Raw genomic sequence first — 1,695 nt, forward strand, 5'->3', positions numbered from 1 at the left:
GTTCATGCAGCCGAACGGCGACGACTGGTTCGGGGTCCTGGTCTCGCTGCTGCCGATGATCATCGCCGTCGTCGCCATCGGCGCGCTCATGATCGGCTGGGACCGCGCCCTGGCCCGACTCGCCGCCCTCGCGGCACCGACCGCGCGGGTGACGCTTCCCGTCGCCGATAGGCTCTCCCCATGACTCGCGTGGCCCTCATCGACGACCACGAGTCCGTGCGCCTCGGGCTCGTCGCCGCACTCGAACGCGACGGCGAAGAGGTGGTCTTCGCGGGCGCGAGCGTCGCGGCCTACCGGGCGTGGCGCACCGGGACGGGAGCCCCGCCCGCGGATGTGGTGCTGCTCGATCTCACGCTGGGCGACGGCACGACGGTCACCGAGAACGTCGTGAGCCTGGCGGACGCGTCCGCCGTCATCATCCACTCGGTCGCCGACCGGCCCGCCGCGGTGCGCGAGGCGCTCGCCGCGGGCGCCGTCGGCGTCGTCAGCAAGGCGTCGCCCCTGGACGACGTGCTGGGCGCCGTGCGCACCGCCGCACGCGGCGAGCCCCTCAACAACGTCGAGTGGGCGAGCGCGGTCGAGGGCGACCGGGCGTTCGCCGACGCGCAGCTGTCGGCACGCGAGCGGGAGGTGCTGCGCCTGTACGCCGCGGGTCTGCCCCTCAAGATCGTCGCCGACCGGCTCGGCGTGGCGTACTCCACCGCCAAGGAGAACATCACCCGGGTGCGCATGAAGTACATCGAGGTCGGCCGCCCCGCGCCCACCAAGGTGGATCTCCTGCGTCGCGCGATGGAGGACGGCATCGTCGACTCCTCCGCGGAGGACTGATCCCGGTGGCGACCCAGAGCGTGATCGACGCCGCCTGGGGCACCCTGCCTCCGGCGGGACGCACCGTCGAGACGGCGGGCCGCTACACGTCCAGTCGCATGGAGCGGATCATCCAGATCGTCGTCGCGGTCGGATGTCTCGCCATCGGGGGCCAGGGGTTCGTCACATCGTGGGAGCTGTACGGCATCGGCGCACCGCACGCCGTGCTGCACGGCACGGTGTTCCTGAGCCTCGCCGTCATGACGCTGCTGTGCCTGATCGGCCGCGGCGCGCGCATCGGCTCGGCGGTGTTCGCGATCCTGTATCCGGTCGCGCTTCTGCTGTGGCCGCTCGTGACAGCCGGCACGCAGCCCGACCCGCATGGGCAGCCGTGGACGTTCTACCTCGTCAACCTCGCGACGGTCGGCGCGATGATCGCGTTCCCGCTGCGCTGGCAGTACGTGTGGGCGATCGCGATGTCGGTCATCTACGCCGTCGTGCGGCTCGTGCGCGGCGGGTTCGCCCCGGAGTACTGGGTCGGGATCGGCTATGACGTGTCGGTCGCCCTGATCCAGGGTCTCGTGTTCGTGACGGTGGCATGGGTGCTGCGCAGCCTCGCCAGCGGCGTGGACGCCGCGCGGCAGCAGGCCGTGCTGTCGTACGCCCGCGCGGCCTCCGCCGACGCGGGGGAGCAGGAGCGGGTGGCTGTCGCCGCCCTCATGCACGACAGCGTGCTCGCGGCGCTGATCGCGGCCGAGCGCGCGCGGACCCCGCGCGAGCGTCAGCTCGCCGTGTCCATGGCGCGCGAGGCGCTCACCCGTCTCGCCAACGCGGAGTCGGATGACCCCGAGGGCAGCGACGAGCCCCTGGCCCGTGAGTGCATCGCGG

The 1,695-nt window shown here is 72.5% G+C and carries 3 protein-coding genes; all 3 read left to right on the forward strand.

The window, feature by feature from the left end; translation table 11 throughout:
• On the forward strand, positions 1-184 hold a 184-nt coding region (locus RIF89_RS14745; RefSeq protein ID WP_309069822.1), incomplete at its 5' end, for a hypothetical protein.
• Positions 181-828, forward strand: a complete 648-nt coding sequence (locus RIF89_RS14750; RefSeq protein ID WP_309069823.1) for a response regulator transcription factor — start codon at positions 181-183, stop codon at positions 826-828. The genes RIF89_RS14745 and RIF89_RS14750, both read left to right, overlap by 4 nt.
• Positions 829-833: 5 nt before the next feature.
• Positions 834-1,695, forward strand: an 862-nt coding sequence (locus tag RIF89_RS14755; RefSeq protein WP_309069824.1) for an ATP-binding protein, incomplete at its 3' end; no start/stop codon positions are given.

The sequence above is a fragment of the Microbacterium sp. genome, assembly GCF_031178525.1.
Classification (GTDB): Bacteria; Actinomycetota; Actinomycetes; order Actinomycetales; family Microbacteriaceae; genus Microbacterium.

Bases quoted from the DNA above. Each gene is read 5' to 3' on its own strand.
- RIF89_RS14750 (WP_309069823.1), top strand. From the start codon at position 181: ATGACTCGCGTGGCCCTCATCGACGACCACGAGTCCGTGCGCCTCGGG.